Annotated in this window: 16 protein-coding genes; 8 read left to right on the top strand and 8 right to left on the bottom strand. The window is 58.3% G+C overall.

The genetic code is table 11. The features are described 5' to 3' along the window. Positions 1-124 precede the first annotated feature (124 nt). From NW853_RS02415 to rplI, 5 genes are all read right to left on the bottom strand, one after another. Positions 125-967, bottom strand: a complete 843-nt coding sequence (locus NW853_RS02415; protein WP_414347570.1) for a TerC family protein — start codon at positions 965-967, stop codon at positions 125-127. 249 nt (positions 968-1,216) lie between these two features. Next, positions 1,217-2,029, bottom strand: a complete 813-nt coding sequence (gene larB, locus NW853_RS02410) for a nickel pincer cofactor biosynthesis protein LarB (protein ID WP_414347567.1) — start codon at positions 2,027-2,029, stop codon at positions 1,217-1,219. 20 nt (positions 2,030-2,049) lie between these two features. Further along, positions 2,050-2,946, bottom strand: coding sequence for a universal stress protein (locus NW853_RS02405; RefSeq protein ID WP_414347565.1), 897 nt, complete (start codon positions 2,944-2,946; stop codon positions 2,050-2,052). A 117-nt stretch (positions 2,947-3,063) separates the two neighbouring features. Beyond that, entirely contained in the window at positions 3,064-4,839 is a 1,776-nt protein-coding gene (gene dnaB / locus NW853_RS02400) for a replicative DNA helicase (RefSeq protein ID WP_414347589.1), read from the bottom strand. A gap of 111 nt (positions 4,840-4,950) precedes the next feature. After that, positions 4,951-5,415, bottom strand: a complete 465-nt coding sequence (gene rplI / locus NW853_RS02395) for a 50S ribosomal protein L9 (protein WP_414347562.1) — start codon at positions 5,413-5,415, stop codon at positions 4,951-4,953. A gap of 404 nt (positions 5,416-5,819) precedes the next feature. Between rplI and pstS the strand changes: the two genes are divergently transcribed. The 7 genes from pstS (at position 5,820) to NW853_RS02360 (ending at position 11,580) form a co-directional block, all read left to right on the top strand. Then, complete coding sequence (gene pstS / locus NW853_RS02390; protein ID WP_414333573.1) at positions 5,820-6,896, top strand: phosphate ABC transporter substrate-binding protein PstS; 1,077 nt, start codon at positions 5,820-5,822, stop codon at positions 6,894-6,896. A gap of 24 nt (positions 6,897-6,920) precedes the next feature. Next, complete coding sequence (gene pstC / locus NW853_RS02385) at positions 6,921-7,889, top strand: phosphate ABC transporter permease subunit PstC (RefSeq protein WP_414347560.1); 969 nt, start codon at positions 6,921-6,923, stop codon at positions 7,887-7,889. Positions 7,890-7,895: 6 nt separating this feature from the next. Beyond that, positions 7,896-8,795 carry a phosphate ABC transporter permease PstA gene (pstA, locus tag NW853_RS02380; protein WP_414347558.1) on the top strand — a complete coding sequence of 300 codons (900 nt, stop codon included), beginning with the start codon at positions 7,896-7,898 and terminating at the stop codon, positions 8,793-8,795. 66 nt (positions 8,796-8,861) lie between these two features. Beyond that, positions 8,862-9,689, top strand: a complete 828-nt coding sequence (gene pstB, locus NW853_RS02375; RefSeq protein ID WP_414333579.1) for a phosphate ABC transporter ATP-binding protein PstB — start codon at positions 8,862-8,864, stop codon at positions 9,687-9,689. A gap of 109 nt (positions 9,690-9,798) precedes the next feature. Then, positions 9,799-10,626: a TlyA family RNA methyltransferase gene (locus NW853_RS02370; protein WP_414347556.1), complete on the top strand. Its 828-nt coding sequence runs from the start codon at positions 9,799-9,801 to the stop codon at positions 10,624-10,626. A gap of 43 nt (positions 10,627-10,669) precedes the next feature. After that, complete coding sequence (locus NW853_RS02365; protein ID WP_414333582.1) at positions 10,670-11,095, top strand: hypothetical protein; 426 nt, start codon at positions 10,670-10,672, stop codon at positions 11,093-11,095. A gap of 308 nt (positions 11,096-11,403) precedes the next feature. After that, positions 11,404-11,580 (top strand): hypothetical protein, encoded by a 177-nt coding sequence (locus NW853_RS02360; protein WP_414333583.1) that lies wholly within the window; start codon positions 11,404-11,406, stop codon positions 11,578-11,580. A gap of 165 nt (positions 11,581-11,745) precedes the next feature. Here NW853_RS02360 and sat read toward each other — a convergent pair whose 3' ends face one another. The 3 genes from sat to NW853_RS02345 form a co-directional block, all read right to left on the bottom strand. Further along, positions 11,746-12,924: a sulfate adenylyltransferase gene (sat, locus tag NW853_RS02355; protein WP_414333584.1), complete on the bottom strand. Its 1,179-nt coding sequence runs from the start codon at positions 12,922-12,924 to the stop codon at positions 11,746-11,748. Positions 12,925-13,037: 113 nt separating this feature from the next. Further along, positions 13,038-13,409, bottom strand: a complete 372-nt coding sequence (locus NW853_RS02350) for a hypothetical protein (RefSeq protein WP_414333585.1) — start codon at positions 13,407-13,409, stop codon at positions 13,038-13,040. 128 nt (positions 13,410-13,537) lie between these two features. Continuing rightward, complete coding sequence (locus NW853_RS02345; protein WP_414347553.1) at positions 13,538-14,320, bottom strand: ParA family protein; 783 nt, start codon at positions 14,318-14,320, stop codon at positions 13,538-13,540. A 115-nt stretch (positions 14,321-14,435) separates the two neighbouring features. Here NW853_RS02345 and NW853_RS02340 point away from each other — a divergent pair. Further along, on the top strand, positions 14,436-14,616 hold a 181-nt coding region (locus NW853_RS02340; protein ID WP_414347552.1), incomplete at its 3' end, for a sugar phosphate nucleotidyltransferase.

Here is a 14,616-nt window from a genome sequence, read left to right as displayed (position 1 = left end):
GCTGTTGCCTCCAGCAGCCAAGGCTACGGAGCACCTGCCAGCCTTCGTCTCTTAGGCTTAGATCCTCCTTCTCCACCAGACCTCCCAGGCCCAGGGATCCGGAACAAGCTGTCCGTGAGGCCCCTTAGTCCGGCTGTAGCTCGGGAGCAGGCTCGGCCTCAGGCAGGGGGGCTAGGCTGGCAGGGATCCCTTCGGTCGGGTGCAACTCTCTGAGATCGGCCAGGGTCGGCTGCGGCTGTTCATCGGCTGCCGCGCAGGAGCTTGTACGCTGCGAAAAGCCCCAGACAAACAAAGGCAGCACAGCCACCACCATCCCCCATTCCGGGAGCTCAACTTGGGGGAAAAACACCTCCAGCAGCATGAGGCTTCCCACCAGGGCGATGATGGCAAAGGCAGCATCTTCTAGGCGGGAAAACTCATCCAGCCAGCGCAAAAACAAAGAGGCCATGTAGCGCATCAAGGTGATGCCGAGAATGCCGCCGAGGATGATCACCCAAGCCTTGCGGGAGACGCCCACCGAAGCGGCGATGCTGTCGAAAGAAAAGACTAGATCCGTTAGCTCTACCATCACCAGGGTTTGCCAAAAATTAGCCTGGCGGGTGATGTCTTGCTCGGATCCTTCTTCTTCCCCGCAAAAATGCTGCCAGGCCAGCCAGAGCAGGTAACAGGCCCCGAGAAACTGAGCGGGCGGATACTCCACCAGCCAAACCGCTGCAAACACAATGGCGATGCGAAAACTGTAGGCACCGATAATGCCCCAGCGCAAAGCGCGATTTTGTTGCTGAGGAGTGGGCAAATGCTTGACCAAAGCCGCCAGGGCAACGGCGTTATCGGCGGAGAGGGCCGCTTCCAAAAACACCAGAGCCACCACCAAAAAGAGATCTGTCCAAGTGAAGGACTGAATTATCCCTTGAACAAAAGCCACAGTGGTATCTATTGCCTCAATTGACATAGCAGCAAGCTTCATGTAACCCGGTAAAAAATCGTTCGTTCAGTGCAGCTAACCCCAGACCGCTATCCCAGATCTATCGACAACCCCTTCCAGGAGATTTTTAGGGTCGTTGTCGTTGAGGAAGCGCCCCAAAGACACCTGACAAAAGATACCTGGAGAAGGGATCCATCCCTCAATTCTTGGCAACAGCCTCCCAGCGGAGAAATCCAAAACCCCAGCATGGTCCGAGTATAGCTTGTCCGGCTCAGGATCGTTTTACATTTCTTAACCTTCTCTCTCCTCAGGGGGGGCAGGCGAAGGCAATCGCGCCGCCAGCCGTTGTCCACAGCGTAGGATCTGGCCTGCCAAAATGGCCGCCCCAAAGCCGTTGTCGATGTTCACCACTCCCACCCCCGCTGCACAAGAGTTAAGCATGGTCAGCAGGGCGGCCAAGCCCTGAAAACTGGCCCCGTAGCCGATGCTGGTGGGCACGGCGATTACCGGACAGTCCGCCAGGCCGGCTACCACGCTGGCCAAGGCCCCTTCCATGCCCGCCACCACGATCAGCACATCGGCTTCCAGGGCGGCGCGGTGGTGCAACAGGCGATGGATCCCGGCCACCCCCACATCCCAGAGGCGCTTGACCGCAAACCCGCAAAGCTCGGCGGTGAGAGCGGCCTCTTCGGCCACCGGCACATCGGCGGTGCCGGCGGAGATCACGCTAATCTGGCCGGGACGGCGGATGGTCTGCTGGGCCGGGATCCAGCACAGGCGGGCCACTGGAGAATACTGCGCCTGGGGCAAGCGGCAGCGGATCTGGGCATAGACCGAGGGATCGACGCGGGTGGCCAAAGCCAGGGATCCCTGCTGGTGCAGCCGTTCCAGGATCTGGGCAATTTGCTCAGGGGTTTTGCCCGGCCCCCACACCGCTTCGGGAAAGCCCGTGCGCAAGGGGCGGTGGTGATCCACGCGGGCGAAGTCCCCCACCGTCTCGAAGGGCAAAAAGCGACAGGCTTGCAGGGCTTGTTCGGGAGAGAGCCTCCCTTGAGCCACCGCCTGCAACAGTTCTTTCAAGGTTTGGTCAGAGGAAAGGGGCATAGAAAAAGGATTGGGCAGCTCTACTGGGCCAAAGACCCGCGCGGGAAAAACAACACCGGATGCCAACTTTGCCGCAGGATCTCGCCGGTGAGGCTGCGAACCGACCACTCCCAAAAGCTGCCCACCCGCGGAGAGGCGGTGGCGATGGCAGTTACGTCCTCGGCAGCAGCGGTGGCCAGGATCTCCTGCAGCGGCGATCCCACCCGTACCAGAGCCCGCACCTGCAGCGGCTGCACCTGCTCGCTCAACGGCCCGACTACCTGAGCCAAATCGGCCTCAGCCTTGCGTTTGAGCACCTCCACCGGCGTTCCCTGGTTGCGGCGGGCGCCGGGATCCACCACATAGAGCAGGGTAACCGATTGGCACTGGGAAGTCCCCGGCAGCAGTTGGCCGAGACGGCTGAGCAGTTGCCGGCGCGGCTCCTCAAAGTCAAAAGGCACCAGGAGAGAGCGAAATAGGTGGCGGCTGCGCAGGCGCAGCTCCTCGAGGGTAAAGACGGCCAGCAGTTGCGGGCGCATCACCAGCAGGGGGATGTTCAACCTAGGCAGCAGCTCCACGGTGGTGCTGCCAAACAGTTTTTCCGTGAGCAGGTTGTGGATCCCCATGCCTGTGATCAGCAGGTCGGAGCTGTAAGTTTGGATCCCTTTTAAAATCAGATCCACCGGCTGGCCCACCTGCACCAAAACCTTAGCCTCCAGCCCCTCCGGAATGGTGCCCAAAAGCTGGCGAAACTGGGCTTTCTTGGTTTCTATTTTGGGGGTGGGGTCTTCGGGAAGGCCGATATCGTCATCTTTCCAAATCAGGCTGTGCAAGAAAACAAGGCGTTGAATGCCGTTGCTGTGTAGGGCATCTAAGCACTTGCCAAACCTTTGCAGGCCATCTTTGCAATCGGTTGCAATTAAAACGTTTTTAAACATGAGGGGATAAAAAGGGCAGTGGCCGAGCTCGGCTGAAGCTGTCAGCTATCCTAAGCTAACATTCCTCTGTCCTGCTCTTGGAATTGCCGGAGGAACCAGGCACCAGCGGGTTTGCCTTTAGCGATAGGGATCCGCCAGGTTGCGAAACTGGGTGTACTGGCTTTCAAACAAAAGGCGCACGGTGCCGGTGGGGCCGTTGCGATGTTTGGCGATGATCACCTCGGCAATGCCGCGATCGCTGGTGTTGGGATCGTAGTACTCCGGGCGGTAGATCATCATCACCACATCGGCGTCCTGCTCGATGCTGTTGTGCACCAGCAGGCCGTTGGCCACAAAGTTGTGGTGGCGGGGCATTTCGATGTCGTAAACCGGCTGGGGCTCCCCCGGCTCGCTAATCGACACCACCGGATCCCAGATCAACCCTTCCTGTACCACCACCGCCACCTCCTCTTCCAGTTGCAGCTCGTCGAGGGGTTTCCATCCCTCTGACGTCAAGAAAGGATGGTTGCCGGTGGCGTGAATGGAGAAGTTGAGGCGGGTTTTCAAAAGACAGGTGGGCTGCCGGCCACTGCAAAACACCTTCACCGGCTGTTGGGGCACCAGGCGCCCGCGCCCGTTGAGGCTGAGCAGGCGGGGCAGTTCTGCTGAGGCTGGCAGGGCCGCCAGTTGTTCCAGCCGCCAGAGCTTGCCCCGATCCACGTCCATCACCTGGGTATCCCCCGCCAGGCAGCCGGATTCCCGCAAATCCGCCAGTTGCGGACGCTTATCAGAGCGCGACTCCACTGCCCGGCTGAGCTGAGAGAGCACCAGCACCGGCACCATCAGCTCTTTGGCCAGCGCCTTGAGGCCGCGGGTGATGCGCGACAGCTCCTGTACTCGGTTGTCGGCGGCGGATCCCTGCATCAGTTGCAAGTAGTCGATCAACACCAGCCCCAACGTTCCTCCTTGCTCCGCCTGCAAGCGCCGCGCCTTAGAGCGAATCTCCGTAACGGTGCAATCGGGAGTGTCGTCGATAAACAGGGGCAGTTGCGACAAAAAGCCAATCGCCTGCCCCAGACGCTGCCACTCGTGCTCGCTGATGCGCCCTGCGCGCAGGCGGCTGCTGTCGATGCGGGCCTCGCTGGCCAAAAGCCGCTGCACCAGTTGCTCCCGCGACATCTCTAGACTGAAAATGGCCACCGGCTGCCTGACGTAGGCGGCCACATTTTGGGCAATGTTAAGGGCCAAGCTGGTTTTCCCCATCGAGGGGCGACCGGCCAGGATCACCAGATCCGAGCGTTGCAGGCCCTGGGTCAGGTTGTCGAGGTCGATGAATTTGGTCGGGATCCCAGGGATCTGAGCCCCGCTCTGGAACTTCTCCTCCAGATCCGAGAAGATGTTCACCAAAACCTCAGAAGCAGGGATGAGGCTGCGCTGCACTCGCTCTTGGGTGAGGCCAAACACCTGCTGCTCCGCCTGATCCATCACCTGAGACAGGGGCTGGCTGGTGTCGTAGGCCAGACGAGCCAGGGTGTTGCTCACCTGGATCAACTGGCGGCGCATGTATTTGTCCACCACCAGGCGGGCGTACTGGTCAATGTTGACGCTGCTAACCGTTTGCTCCAGCAGACGACGAATTGCCCCTGTCCCCCCCACCCGCTCCAGAAGGTGGTGATCCGCCAGCCAGGCAGAAACCGTCATCAGATCGGTGGGTTGGCCTTGGCTGTGCAGATGCAGGGCAGCCCGGTAAATCTCCTGGTGGGCCGAGAGGTAAAACATCTCGGGACGCAGGAACTCCACCACCCGCGCCAATGCCTCGGGATCGAGAAGAATAGCCCCCAGGATCTCCTCCTCAGCCTCTATGTTTTGAGGCGGAAGCCGATCCCCACCCGTCAAGTCGTAATCGCTAATCACCACAAGCCAGGATAGAAAAACCAACCCAGCCTCTCGGCCATACGCCTCAGAGCAACGGGCTCAGTGAGCATACCCGCCGGCCACAGAGCCTCTCTCCGCGGATCCCTGCTCTCAGTCAGGCGTGACCTGAATGCGCAGCGTAGCCGTTACTTCGGGGTGTAACTTGACCTGCACGGGGTAAACCCCGGTTTTTCTGATTTCTTCATTAAGCAGGATGTTGCGGCGATCGATATCGAGGCCGCTGGTAGCCAGCACCACCTCGGCAATGTCGCTGGTGGTCACCTGTCCGAAAAGCAGATCGTTTTCGCCTACCTTCTTGCGGATGACAAAGCGACCGATGGTCTCCAAAGCCTTTTTGTAGTTTTCCGCCTGCTGCTTCTCCGCCAATTTGCGGGCAGCTTCCTGCTCCCGGCGCATCTGCTGCTCCTTGAGAAGCCCAGGTGTAAGCCGCACCGCCATCTGCCGCGGGAAAAGGTAGTTGCGGGCATAGCCAGGCTTGACGCTCACCAACTCTCCGGGGCTGCCCAAGCCAGGGATCGCCTGGCGCAGCACAACTTGCACATTGCGTTTAGACATGGAGGAAAGCACTGATTTTCTCGACAGCCTTTCATTCTAAGCATTTGCCAAGCTGATGTCAGCCCAAAGAGCTCGGAAAACTCAGCCGGCCCCAGAGCCCAGCCGTAGGCCCTTGAATCCGGGGGTCTTCACGCCGCGTTTCTTCGATCGATGGTGTTCTCCGCTGCAAGGGATCCCTGGAAAGAGCGACAAGGGGGGCTAGCTGTAGTCAGAAATAACCTGATTTTAACCTCGCGTTAACCAAAAAGGATGAACGTTATATTACATTAACGACAAGAACCAGAGTGGCAAGGATCTTTAACAGGATCCCTTGTTTTTTTGAGATCAGCCCGGCTTGAGCAGGTTCTGAGGTTAGAGCACTCAGAGTTGGATCGAGACACTATCTTCATCTGGGAGATTTCTGTATGTTGATGCTGCGCTCCTTGGGACGTCGTTCTTTCCTGAAGTCTGTCTCTGCCACTGTTGCTGGGTTTGCGGCCAGCCAGGCAAATTGGCAGCGGGTATTTGCTCAGCAGACCGTAACCATCAACGGCGCTGGAGCTACTTTCCCGGCTCCCATCTACCAAACTTGGGCTCAGGAATTTGGCAAGAAAAACCCTAACATCCAAGTCAACTATCAGTCGGTGGGGAGCGGTGCCGGACGGCGGCAATTTGTGGCTCGCACTGTCGATTTCGGCGCCAGCGACAGTGTGCCCCGTCCCGAAGAGATCAGCCAGATCGAGAGTGAAGCCAACCCTCCCAAGGGCATGGTGGCCGTGCCGATGGTGGGGGGGGCAGTGGTGCCAGCTTATAACATCCCCGGCGTGGGCCCCGAAATTCGCCTCTCTCGCCTGGCGCTGGTGAATATCTTCTTGGGCAAAATTAAGAACTGGAACGATCCGCTGCTGGCCGGCCTTAATCCAGGGGTGACTCTCCCGGATTTGCCGATTACCGTTGTGCACCGCTCCGACGGCAGCGGCACCACCGACATCTTTACCACCCACCTCAACGCCATTAGCCCGGAATGGCGGCAAAAAGTGGGTCGTGGCTCTTCCGTGAACTGGCCAACCGGGGTGGGAGCTCGCGGTAACGAAGGCGTTTCCGAGCAGATTAAGCAGATCCCTGGCGCGATCGGCTATGTAGAGTTCGGCTTCGCCAAGCTCAACAACCTGAACATCGCTCGCCTGGAAAACCGGTCGGGCAAGTTCGTCACCCCCAAAGTTGAGACGGAGCAGGCAGCGCTGGCCAAAATCAAGCTCGACGAGCGGCTGTTGGGGGTTGACCCGGATCCCGCCGGGGAAGACTCCTACCCCATTGTGGGCTACACGTGGATCTTGGCCTACAAAGTCTACCCCAAAGCTGAAACCTCCAAAGCTGTCAAGGAGTTTCTCCGCTACGGCCTCACGGAAGGGCAATCCTTCGCGGAGCCGCTGGGCTATGTGCCTTTGCCGGAAGAAACGCGGCAGAAAGCTCTGGCTGCTCTGGAAAACATCACTCCGTAGAAGTTTGTACCCCCCACCCGGCAGATGACTACTACTTTTTCGGAGAGCAGTTCTCTATTTCGGCCCCGGCCCGTCTTCCAGCGCCGGCGCGACTGGTTGTTCATCTGGGCAACGCGGATTGCCGTCTTTTTCTCGGCTTTGCTGCTGTTGTGGATTGCCCTGGAGATTGGGATTCAGTCGCTACCTGCCATTCAGAAGTTCGGGCTGGGCTTTCTCTGGGGCACCACCTGGGATCCTGTTGAGAACAACTACGGCGCTTGGCCCCAGATCTACGGCACCCTGGTGACTTCTCTGATTGCCCTGATCGTGGGCGTTCCTTTTAGCTTCGGCATCTCCATCTTTTTGAGCGAGGACTTTTTGCCCAAGTCTTTGCGCACAGTCTTGATCATCGTGGTGGAGCTGCTGGCAGCCATTCCCAGCGTGGTCTACGGCATTTGGGGGTTGTTTATCTTCATTCCCTTCTTTCGCCCGCTTCAGATGTTCTTGTTCCAGAACTTCAGGTGGTTGCCCATTTTCAGTACGCCACCGGTGGGGCCGGGGATGCTGACGGCAGGGGTTGTCTTGGGGATCATGATCATCCCCATCATCACTGCCATTGCCAGGGAAGTGCTGGTGGCCGTTCCGCCGGAGTTGCGGGCGGCTGCCTATGCGATGGGGGCCACTCGCTGGGAAGCCATCTTTGGTGTTGTGCTGCCGGCGGCCATTGGCGGCATGCTGGGGTCGGTGGTTTTGGGTTTGGGACGTGCCTTGGGGGAGACGATGGCAGTGGCGATGCTAATTGGTAATGCCCGCGGTATTAGCGTCTCGCTCCTGGCTCCTGCCAGCAACATCCCGGCCCTGTTGGCCAACGAGTTCGCAGAAGCAGGCCCTGAGCAGGTGGCAGCGCTCATGTATGTGGCCTTGATTTTGTTGGCCATCACTCTGGTAGTTAACATTGCGGCGGAGCTAATGATACGCCGTGTCAAGTTCGCGTTGACAGCTTCGCGGGAGTAGAGGAACATGACGACGCAAGTTCAGGCGGTAGAGCAAGGCAATTTGTTCAAGCGCAGAGCAAAGTCCTGGCGGCGCGTCTTCTTGGATGTAGGAATGACAGCGCTGACAGTTTTCTCCAGCATCTTTGCCATTTTCGTGCTGGTTCTCATCCTCTACTACGTTTTCACCAGAGGCATCGAGCGCTTGAACTGGCAAGCGCTGACCCAACTTCCCCCTCCTCCCGGCGATCAGGTGGGCGGATTTGGCAACGCGGTGCTGGGGACAATTATTGTGGTGTCGATTGCTATCGCCATCACCTTCCCCATCGGACTGTTTGCTGCCATCTATCTCTCGGAGTTTGGCCAAAACAGCCCCACAGCTTCCTTTCTGCGCTTCATCATCAAGGTGTTGACGGGGGTTCCCTCTATCATTGCCGGGGTGTTTGCCTACGGGGTGCTGGTGCTCTCCACCAAGACCTTCTCTGCCCTTTCCGGCGGGATGGCTCTATCGGTGTTGACTCTGCCCATCATTATCTTGTCTTGTGAAGAGGCGCTGCGCCTGGTGCCGGCAGATACGCGGGCTGCTGCCTATGCGTTGGGAGCTTCGCGGGTACAGACGGTGTTTCGCGTGGTGTTGCCGGCAGCTCTGCCGGTGATCCTGACGGGGGTGACGTTGGCCATTGCCCGCGCTGCGGGTGAGACAGCGCCTCTGATCTTCACTGCTTTGTTTAGCTTCCTCTGGCCCAGCGGTCTGTTAAAGCCAGTAGCCTCACTGGCTGTGTTGATCTACAACTTTGCCCTCGTTCCTTTTGAAAACCAGCAGAAGATCGCCTGGGGAGGGGCTTTGGCTCTGGTGATTTTGGTGTTGATCACCACAGTCAGTTTCCGGCTCATCGTCAGTCGTCGGCAGGAAACCATCACCATCTAATCCCTCTCACCTGTTGCTTTAACCCAATCTAGGCTTTGCAGTGACGTTATCTCCTTCGGTACTCCTATGCGCTCTCCACTCTCTGACAAGTCCGGCTCTCCTGAGAAATCCACCCGTTTGGAGGTTGAACTAGAGACGCGGGATTTGAGCGTCTACTACGGCTCCCACCTAGCGGTTAAGCAGGTTTCCCTGAAGATCCCGAAAAATCACATCACAGCTTTCATTGGCCCCTCAGGCTGCGGCAAGAGCACCATCTTGCGCTGCTTCAACCGCATGAACGATCTCATCCCGGGAGCAAGGGTAGAAGGCTCGGTCATTTTTCACGGAAAAAATATCTACGACCCTGATGTGGATCCCTCTGAGGTGCGCCGGCGGGTTGGCCTGGTGTTTCAGAAGCCCAACCCCTTCCCCAAATCTATCTACGACAATATAGCCTTTGGGCCACGGATCAATGGCTATCAGGGGGATCTGGACGAGCTGGTGGAGCGTGCGTTGCGCCAGGCCGTTCTCTGGGATGAGGTGAAAGATAAGTTAAAGCTGAGCGGTCTTTCCCTCTCCGGCGGACAACAGCAGCGCCTCTGCATTGCTCGCACCTTGGCCATTCAGCCGGAAGTGATCCTGATGGACGAGCCCTGCGCCTCGCTGGATCCGATCTCCACGCTGCGCATTGAGGAGCTGCTTAAGGAATTGGGGCGTCGCTACACGATCATCATCGTCACCCACAACATGCAGCAGGCGGCGCGGGTCTCTGACTTTACGGCTTTCTTTAACACCGAGGTGGACGACGAAGGGGTTCGCTACGGACGCATGGTGGAGTTCGACCGCACCGAGAAGATCTTCAACTCTCCCGTCAATCGCGAGACGGAAGAATACGTGAGCGGACGCTTTGGCTAATCCCCCGCCAATTTCTGCTGGCGCCAAGCCAGATCTGGTCGAGAGGGATCCCGCTCTCCTATCCTGAGAAATTGAAAATCGGGTAGGAGCTGTTAACAGCAGCAGCAAGATGGCCGAGCGGGTGCGCCTGGATAGCTGGTTGGTGGAGCGGGGATATTTCTCTTCCCGCCAGCAGGCCCAGCGCGCCATCCTCGCAGGCGAAGTTCTCCTCAATGGGGTGCGGGCGGAGAAGGCTGGAGCCTGGGTGAGCGGGGATCCCGTAATCCACATCCAGTGTAAGCCTGCTTTTGTCTCGCGAGGAGGAGAAAAGCTGCAGGGGGCGCTGCAAACCTTCTCTGTTCAGGTGCAGGGCCGTATTTGTTTGGATGCGGGCATCTCCACGGGGGGCTTTACCGATTGCCTACTCAAACAGGGGGCCCAGCGGGTCTATGGGGTGGATGTGGGCTATGGGCAGTTGGCTTGGTCTTTGCGAACCGACCCGCGGGTGATCCTCAAAGAACGAACCAACTTGCGCCACCTGCAGCCGGCCGATCTCTACGGAACCGAGGTGCCCACCCCAAGCTGGGCGGATCTGGCGGTGGTGGATCTCTCTTTTATTTCCCTAACCAAGGTGTTAGATCCTTTGTGGAAGCTGTTGCGGTCGCCGCGGGAGGCTCTGCTGCTGGTCAAGCCCCAGTTTGAGGCGGGCCGAGGCCAGGTGGGCAAAAAGGGAGTCGTGCGGGATCCGACCATCCATGCCCGCGTGCTGCAGACGGTGATGCAGGCGGCAGTGGCCCGCGGCTGGCAGGTGCAGGGCTATACCTGGTCGCCCATCACCGGCCCTGCCGGCAACATCGAGTACTGGCTCTGGCTGGCGGAAGGAGAAGGGATCCCTCTCCCCGACACCGGTGCGCTACAACAGATGGGCGAACAGGCAAGAATAGCCTTGCACCCATAAAGCGGCACATTTGTCAATACGTCATTATGCTCAATTGAGAACGATGAGCGCAGCCATTGAAGAATTGTTTCAGGAAGGGATCCGGCGCTACGAGGCGGGGGAAGCAGCCAAGACGCTGATCCCTTCCTTTGAGGCTATCTGTAAGGGATCCCCGAAGGCGGCAGCAGCCTGGACTTGCCTGTCTTGGCTCTATCTTTTGGAGGGGCAAGCGGAAAAAGCCCTGAAAGCCGCCCAAACTGCCGTGAAGCTGGATCCGGTGGACGCCCAGCCGCGGGTGAACTTGACTTTGGCGATGCTGGAGCTGAAAAAAACGGGGGTACGCCAGCAGGTGGAGACCATCAAGCAAATCTTGGCGCGGGATCCCGAGCAGATCGAGGGGGTCAAATCCAACTTGGCAGAGGGAGGGAAGCGCCGTCCCGCTTGGCCTCACCTGAGCAAGATGCACCAGTGGCTATTTGAAGAAAATTAGGCAGGCTTGACGCAATTTTGCAACAAGAATTTAGAAAAATCTAGAGCTTGTCAATTTAATCTGCAACTTTTAACAATATTCTCATAGAGTTGGTGCTAGACTTCTCTTACCAAATCGCAAGACGGTATTTATTCACCGCTGTGAGCTAGCTTGCATCACACCCAAGCCTATGGATTGGTTGGGCTTTGAGGAGATGCGAGGGGTTTGGTGCATCCTAGTTCTGTTTGATGTGACACTCCTTGCACTGACTTGCATTGAAATTGAGTCCTGCTTTTGATTTTTTGACTGTAAATTGGAGGAACTTTAAGATGAACCGTCAGACTGTTTGGGTTAAAGGCGAGACCCGCAACCACCAGGGCCACTTCATCCCTCAATCCGAATATACGTTGGTCGATGTTGACCAAAATGGCTGGGCGCTGATCTGTGTTGACAATGCCCGCTGCTATTATGTGGATCCCGAGCAACTCCGCTTTGAGGCAGGATGAGGTCTGCTGCTGCCCATTGAGAGCTTGCTGACGAGGGTTTCCTAGGAGAGCAGGATCCTCCCCATGCCTTTGGGCGTGGGGTTTTTGTCTCTTTATCAATTTATCAATACATAGGGTCTGGTTGGTCGCAGACCCTTTTGCCTCCACTCAGAGAAATCACAAAAGCTACGACGAACTGCGCTCACGCATGGCTTCGGCCAGCAATTGGGCCACCTCGGGGCGGGAGAACTCTGGCGGGGGGATCTCGCCGCGGCGCAGCATTTCCCGCACCTTGGTGCCCGACAGGTGGATGCGCTGGTGGGGCTGGCTAGGGCTGGTCTTGGCCGTGGCCATGGTGCCGGTGACGGTGCAATAGAAGGCGTGTTCAAACTTGAGGGGGATGATGCCCAGTTCCTCAGGACGGAACTCATCGAAAATGTGCTGGGCATCGTAGGGGCCGTAGTAATTCCCCACCCCGGCATGATCCCGGCCCACAATGAAATGGGTGCAGCCGTAGTTTTTGCGAATGAGAGCGTGGAAGATGGCTTCCCGCGGGCCGGCATAGCGCATGGCCGCAGGGTTGATGGCCAAAATGACCCGCTCCTTGGGGTAGTACTTTTCAATCAGCACCTCATAGCAGCGCATGCGCACCTCGGCGGGAATGTCGTCGCTTTTGGTGGCCCCCACCAGCGGGTGGAGAAACAGCCCGTCCACGATTTCCAGCGCGCACTTCTGGATGTACTCGTGGGCGCGGTGGATGGGGTTGCGGGTTTGAAAGCCGACAATCGTTTTCCAGCCTCTTTCCCGAAACAGTTGCCGCGACTGAGCCGGGTCGATCTGGTAGGCCGGGAAAAGGGGATGGGGATCCCGCTGGAAGAGAGTTACAGGGCCAGCCAAATAGACGGATCCCTGTTCGTAGAGCACCTTCACCCCCGGATGCTGCTCATCGGTGGTGCGGTAGACCTGCTGCGCTTCGCGGGTTTTGTCGTAGGTGAACTTCTCGGTCAATTCCAACAGGCCCAAGAGCCTGCCCTCGCCGTTGGCCAGGGCAATGGTCTGCCCTTCCTTGAGATCGGCGGCTATCTCGGCAGCAACCGGCAGCGTCACCGGCAGCGACCAAGCCAGGCCATTGGCCAGATGCATCGTCTCCAGAACCGACTGGTAATCTGCCCGCCCCATGAAGCCGGTGAGCGGGCTAAAGCCCCCAATGGCGATCATCTCCAGATCCGACTGAGCCCGCTCGTCGAGGTAGAGGATGGGGCAGTGTTCAGCTTTGGAGCGCAGCTCTTGTGCCTGCTCGGGCGGGGCAATGCGGTTAACCAAAGTGCCCCCATGGGGCGGAATGGCATCGCAAGAAACAGTCATCTTCGCCTGGGATGAAGTCATAGCGTGAAGACCAGAACGGCAACCGAGCAGACAGGGATCCCTAACCCTACACCCTTCTTTCCTCGGGTGCAATCCAGGATAGTACCCACTGCCTAGTCCAGCATGTAGGGCGGCATATCTTCGTCGGTGGGCGACACATTGTCGAAGATGGGCCGATTCATGATCTTCTTCTGCGCCTGCAGCGGGGAAGCGGAGGGTTGGGGCCTAGCCGGGAGTGGAGCTTGTCCTCGGCGGCTTTGCAGTTCCTGAATGGTCTTGGCCCGCTCGTCTGCCACCGCCTGCAACTGGGCCAGCGCCTTCTGCAATTCGTCCCGATGGGCAGTGACTTGCTCAAGCTGAGCTTGCAAGGCAGAGACTTTGTTTTGGTAGTCCTGCAAGCGTTGTTGAGCTTCGGCCAGTTGGCTTTTGAGAGTTGCAATTTCTGGCGATTCTGGGGCTGGTTCTGTAGGAGACTGAGAAGACATCGTTGTCGGCTCCTCGCCCGTGGGAGTAGATTCTGCAGAGGTGGGCTCTGAACTGGTTTTAGCACTGGCCTTACGCCGAGTGCGGGAAGTTTCTCCTGAAGAAGGAAAGAGGCTACGGTCCGATCCAGTCACAAGAGCACCTCATGTTCGACAAACTGCACCAATCGCTGACACACCACCGAGCCAGGCCGATAGTCCATGACCGTCAAGCCGTAGTCAAAAGCGGTGCGCAAATCGCTGCTATCTGGAATGGTAACGGGTGAAAGCACATCCGCAAAAATCTGTTGCGCTTGCACATACAATTGCCCGGTATGGGATCCCGACCAGATGCCCCCCGGCAAGTAGCGGTCGTCCAGCATGGTCAAGACAGCACGGGCCTGGCTCAACTGACCTTTCAGGGTCTCAATGTAGCGTAGGGTCACCTCTGTACAGGAGAAATCGGCGCGGTTGAGCCGGGTCGGGATCAACACCCGCTGGGCTGCCCGCAGGGCGTTGGCCGTGAGGGCATTCAGTTCCCCCGGCGTATCGAGAAAGATAAGATCGTAATCCGGCAGCAAGGGATCCAACTGGTGCTGCAACAGGTGTTGCCCTGCATCGCCGGCAGCCGCCAATTGGGCCGCCACTTCCGCCATGGTGCTGTGGGAGGGCGCCACATCCACCCCCTTGTCGGTGCAATAGATCACCTCTTCCAAAGAGCATCGATGCTGCGGGTGCAAGCTGGCCCAGACTGTTTCCTCGGGGGGCAGGGATCCCACCTCTTCCAGGTAAAAGCTGCTGGCGGTGGCCTGGGAGGTGAGATCGATGAGCAGAACTCGGTAGCCCCGTTGAGCCGTTAACTGGGCCGCGTGGACGCAGAGGGTGGACTTGCCGGTGCCCCCTTTGTTGTTGGTGAAGGCCAGGATACGCGCCATCGGTATTGGTGCTTCTCACATTCTGTTTCGTCAACTGGTTCTCCTTGCCGGGACGGCGGTTGAGGTGGCCCCGCAGCAGTCTATGCTATTGGGTGTAGCTTGGTGGAGGACAACCATGCGCGATGTACTGGCGATCATCCTGGGAGGCGGGCGTGGCACCCGACTTTATCCCCTGACCAAGCGCCGCGCCAAGCCGGCTGTGCCACTAGCCGGCAAATACCGCCTCATCGACATCCCGGTCAGCAACTGCATCAATTCCGATATCGACAAAATCTACGTCCTCACCCAGTTCAACT

Origin of the sequence: Synechococcus sp. H55.11 (assembly GCF_047462475.1) — a bacterium.
Lineage (GTDB): Bacteria > Cyanobacteriota > Cyanobacteriia > Thermostichales > Thermostichaceae > Thermostichus.
The sequence above is the reverse complement of the archived record's forward strand: the minus strand, read 5'-3'. Positions and strand labels throughout refer to the sequence as shown.

Bases quoted from the DNA above. Each gene is read 5' to 3' on its own strand.
- pstS (WP_414333573.1), top strand. From the start codon at position 5,820: ATGTTGATGCTGCGCTCCTTGGGACGTCGTTCTTTCCTGAAGTCTGTC.
- NW853_RS02350 (WP_414333585.1), bottom strand. From the start codon at position 13,409: ATGTCTTCTCAGTCTCCTACAGAACCAGCCCCAGAATCGCCAGAAATT.
- NW853_RS02370 (WP_414347556.1), top strand. From the start codon at position 9,799: ATGGCCGAGCGGGTGCGCCTGGATAGCTGGTTGGTGGAGCGGGGATAT.
- larB (WP_414347567.1), bottom strand. From the start codon at position 2,029: ATGCCCCTTTCCTCTGACCAAACCTTGAAAGAACTGTTGCAGGCGGTG.
- rplI (WP_414347562.1), bottom strand. From the start codon at position 5,415: ATGTCTAAACGCAATGTGCAAGTTGTGCTGCGCCAGGCGATCCCTGGC.
- pstA (WP_414347558.1), top strand. From the start codon at position 7,896: ATGACGACGCAAGTTCAGGCGGTAGAGCAAGGCAATTTGTTCAAGCGC.
- NW853_RS02360 (WP_414333583.1), top strand. From the start codon at position 11,404: ATGAACCGTCAGACTGTTTGGGTTAAAGGCGAGACCCGCAACCACCAG.
- NW853_RS02415 (WP_414347570.1), bottom strand. From the start codon at position 967: ATGAAGCTTGCTGCTATGTCAATTGAGGCAATAGATACCACTGTGGCT.
- sat (WP_414333584.1), bottom strand. From the start codon at position 12,924: ATGACTGTTTCTTGCGATGCCATTCCGCCCCATGGGGGCACTTTGGTT.
- pstC (WP_414347560.1), top strand. From the start codon at position 6,921: ATGACTACTACTTTTTCGGAGAGCAGTTCTCTATTTCGGCCCCGGCCC.
- pstB (WP_414333579.1), top strand. From the start codon at position 8,862: ATGCGCTCTCCACTCTCTGACAAGTCCGGCTCTCCTGAGAAATCCACC.
- NW853_RS02345 (WP_414347553.1), bottom strand. From the start codon at position 14,320: ATGGCGCGTATCCTGGCCTTCACCAACAACAAAGGGGGCACCGGCAAG.
- NW853_RS02365 (WP_414333582.1), top strand. From the start codon at position 10,670: ATGAGCGCAGCCATTGAAGAATTGTTTCAGGAAGGGATCCGGCGCTAC.
- NW853_RS02405 (WP_414347565.1), bottom strand. From the start codon at position 2,946: ATGTTTAAAAACGTTTTAATTGCAACCGATTGCAAAGATGGCCTGCAA.